The organism is Armatimonas sp. (assembly GCF_043760365.1).
Lineage (GTDB): Bacteria > Armatimonadota > Armatimonadia > Armatimonadales > Armatimonadaceae > Armatimonas.
Genome location: NZ_JAYUPA010000805.1, coordinates 1 through 3,277 on the forward strand (window position 1 = coordinate 1; position 3,277 = coordinate 3,277).

The window sequence follows — 3,277 nt, forward strand, 5'->3', positions numbered from 1 at the left end:
GGGGGCGGTGTCTCGTCCTCGGGGGCACTCGCCAGCGCGTTGAGCAGCGGCATGAGCTTGTACTTACGAGCGTTTTGCTGACGTAGTAGCGCAAGCCGCTCGTTCCAGCGCTTGCCCTGCCCGAGGGCGATATCCGCATCGCGCTCCCGTGCCAGCCAGAATGCGGCTATCTCGTACTCACTGGCCTTGTTATTGTTCATGATGGGATCGGCGAGCTTGCGGGCGTAGTCGCGCACTTCGCTAGGAATATAGGCCACCACCGAATTGGCGACCTGCCCCTTGAGCCCGGGCGCGTAGCAGCGCTGGGCGGCGCTCCAGGCAGCACTCCAGCTCTGACCCGCCAGCAGAATCTCAATGACTCCCTGAGTGATCTGCCGTGTCTTTGCCAGCCGCTGCAGGAGCCGACTCTGGGCATCCGGTGTGGCTAGCGCGGCGTACTCCTTCCAGAGCGGCAGAGTTGGCCCGGCCAGCAGCAGTGCGTGCAGCGCCTCAATGATGCCCTCGGGGACGCTCTGCGCGGTAGCAAGCGCCTGTACCAGCCGAGCAAGCTGCTGTACCTGAAGATCGCCGCCCTCGTACTCGTAGTCGCAAAGCCCCGACTCATCAGGAACCAGCCGGTAGGGCAGGAGCAGCCGCCCGATACGCAGAGCGGCGACCGAATCTGTTTTTTGGAGCGCTTCCACCAGGGACAATGCCTCGTCGGCATGGATCTCAGGAGCGCTTTTCTGGATCAGCGGCTCCGCCTCACTGCGCCGCCCCAGCGCAATCAAAGAGTACGCCTGCTGCGCCTTCCAGTTAGTCAGTGTCGCAAGAATCAGCGCCTCGTCCCACTTTTTCTGCTCCGCCAGCCACGCACAGCGCACCTTGGTGGTCTCTCGTTCCTCGCGCTTAAGGGGATCAAGTTGATTGGGTGCATTACGCAAGATATCGAGCGGCACCAGAAACGCCACTGTCTCCTCATGCCAGCTCTCGACCGCCTTTAGCCAGCTCTGTTTCTGTGACTCGCTCAAGTTCGCTCGCAAGAGCGCCGCCCCAAGCGCCATGCTCAAGGACTCAAAGTCGCAGGCTTCGTCGTAGTCGTACTCAAACTCATCGAGGCCCGCCAAAAAGGCAATCAGAAACGTCTCCAGCAGTGCCAGAGCCCCATCACTGTTCTGTTGTGCAAAGTATTCCTGAGCCTTCTGCGTGTACTCTGTCAGCGCCTCATCCAGCACACTGGTGTCTTCACCGTAGGGGTCTGCTTCCAGCGCCTCAAAGACAGCTTCCACATCCCTTAAAATCTCCGCGACATTGACTGAAATAGCTGCTTTCCCCGTAGTCACTTGTTTTTTCTCGCGCAACGCCACAAGGAGAGCGGCGACAATGTGCTTGCACCAACCGCTCCACTCCTCTGCATAGGGGCAACTACACTGCGCACTGTCCACCTCGTCTCCAGCGGTAAAGGTAATCGTCACGGCGTAGGGCCTGCGCTGCGTTCCCTTCACCTGTGCCGTGAGCATCCGCTCCTGGTGCGTGGCATTTCGCACGGAGCCACTCTTGTAGTAGCTCTCCCCTCGCGCAAATACCGTTGCCCCTACACTTCTCAGAAGATCACTCTCGCTTATCATGGGTTATATTGTAGGGCAAATGTCCCACTTTTTCGATACTCTTCCCATTGCCTTTGACGTAGAAGTTTGCGTGGTCGGCGGCGGCCCTACGGGAGTCACACCTTCTGAAGTTTAGCAAAGCATACACCGACAAAGATATAGTAGCGTCCAGTGTTTCCGGTGACTCTGGTAAAGTAGTAGTATATTTGGTAGAATACGCGTCTAGCCGAATGCCCGACAGAGCGGGTTGTTGCCGCCAGGAACTAAAGTAAAGAGTTTTAGAGTACTAGGTAGCAGGTCTCATATGAGGCCGCCGACATGAATATGGCAGGCAAGGACTGCCTACAAAAGGTAGAGGTTATGAACCGAAAAAGCATGAGTCTTGTAATGACCGGGTTCCTCTGGTCAACCCCCTCTTGCATTGAGGGGCTGAGCCGGATACTAGATATTGGCAATACATTCAATGCATACAATGCCTCTAGCACTCCTGAGGATGCGGATGCCAGAGCGATGCAATCCGATTGGCAAGTCGTTGGTGCTGACATGGCTTCGGCAGTAAATCAGTATCAGAAAGCTGATAATCATGAGCGATCTTCAAAAAAATGAAGAGGTGCTTCCTCAGTCCTCTAAGAATGCCCCTCCAGGAGAGATACTGGAGGGGCGTATTGTTGAACAAGATCAAGCGAGTGTCGCTCTTATCGCTTCTCGTTCATCCTTCTTCTCTGGCCCACTGCCTCCCCCTGAAGTATTAATTCGCTATAATGATGCTACACCAGATGCAGCCGATAGAATTATAGGAATGGCAGAACAACAATCAACACATCGTCAACAACTAGAACTTTTAGTTACGAAAAGCAATATTGAACGCTCTAAACAAGGTATTCAAGCAGGATTGTACATAGCGACATTATGTTTAATAACAAGTGGATTTTGTGCTTATATTGGCCAAGCTGCTGTTGCAACAGTTTTAGGAAGTAGTACAGTTCTTGGTCTAGCTGGTGTTTTTGTAATTGGAAAAATATCTCAACAAAAAGAGCTATCAGAAAAGAAAAGCAAAAATACTGATCCGCAAATTGATTCTAAAGAATCTCCTGAAAAACGATTGCCATCAACACCTTCGACTACTGAAAAAAGTCGTAAGGCCAAGCCTCGGCGTTAGCAGGTGAAACAAGATTATCCTCTTGCCTTTGAGACCGATGTTTGTGTGGTCGGCGGCGGCCCCACGGGAGTCGCGGCGGCGCTGAGCGCAGCACGCAATGGAGCGAGCGTGCTTCTCATCGAGCGCATGGGTTTCTTAGGCGGCTCGGCCACAGCGATGCAAGTGCCCGCGTTTGCGCCGTTCTCGGACCGCACCAAGGCGATTGTGCGCGGCATCGGCTGGGAAGTAATGACCGAGCACCAGCGCCGCCTAGGCCACCGCCTTCCCCACCCCGACTCCTACCACAAACCGCAGGATAACGGACGTATGGACTGGGTGCCTATTGACGTGGAGCTCCTCAAGCGCCTCTACGACGAGCTCTGCGACGCGGCGGGCGTCACGGTGCTCTTTCACACATTTGTCCCTGCCGTCCAGCAGAACACAGAGCGGCTGGAAGCGATTGTGCTTGCCAACAAAGCAGGACTCTCTGTCGCAAAAGCCAGTGTCTTTATTGATGCGACGGGCGACGGCGACTTAGCGGCGCGTGCGGGAT

The 3,277-nt window shown here is 54.9% G+C and carries 4 protein-coding genes; 3 read left to right on the forward strand and 1 reads right to left on the reverse strand.

All coding sequences use genetic code 11. From position 1 onward, the window contains the following. Positions 1-1,607, reverse strand: a 1,607-nt coding sequence (locus ACH2EH_RS19605; protein WP_395144320.1) for an SWIM zinc finger domain-containing protein, incomplete at its 3' end; no start/stop codon positions are given. A gap of 339 nt (positions 1,608-1,946) precedes the next feature. Between ACH2EH_RS19605 and ACH2EH_RS19610 the strand changes: the two genes are divergently transcribed. From ACH2EH_RS19610 to ACH2EH_RS19620, 3 genes are all read left to right on the forward strand, one after another. Continuing rightward, the gene (locus ACH2EH_RS19610) at positions 1,947-2,192 is read left to right on the forward strand and encodes a hypothetical protein (RefSeq protein WP_395144322.1); all 246 of its coding nucleotides are present in this window, start codon (positions 1,947-1,949) and stop codon (positions 2,190-2,192) included. Next, a complete protein-coding gene (locus ACH2EH_RS19615) occupies positions 2,170-2,745 on the forward strand; it encodes a DUF2335 domain-containing protein (protein ID WP_395144324.1) in 576 nt (191 codons plus the stop codon). The genes ACH2EH_RS19610 and ACH2EH_RS19615 overlap by 23 nt, the downstream gene beginning before the upstream one ends. 3 nt (positions 2,746-2,748) lie before the next feature. After that, positions 2,749-3,277, forward strand: a 529-nt coding sequence (locus tag ACH2EH_RS19620; protein WP_395144326.1) for an FAD-dependent oxidoreductase, incomplete at its 3' end; no start/stop codon positions are given.

Bases quoted from the DNA above. Each gene is read 5' to 3' on its own strand.
- ACH2EH_RS19610 (WP_395144322.1), top strand. From the start codon at position 1,947: ATGAACCGAAAAAGCATGAGTCTTGTAATGACCGGGTTCCTCTGGTCA.
- ACH2EH_RS19615 (WP_395144324.1), top strand. From the start codon at position 2,170: ATGAGCGATCTTCAAAAAAATGAAGAGGTGCTTCCTCAGTCCTCTAAG.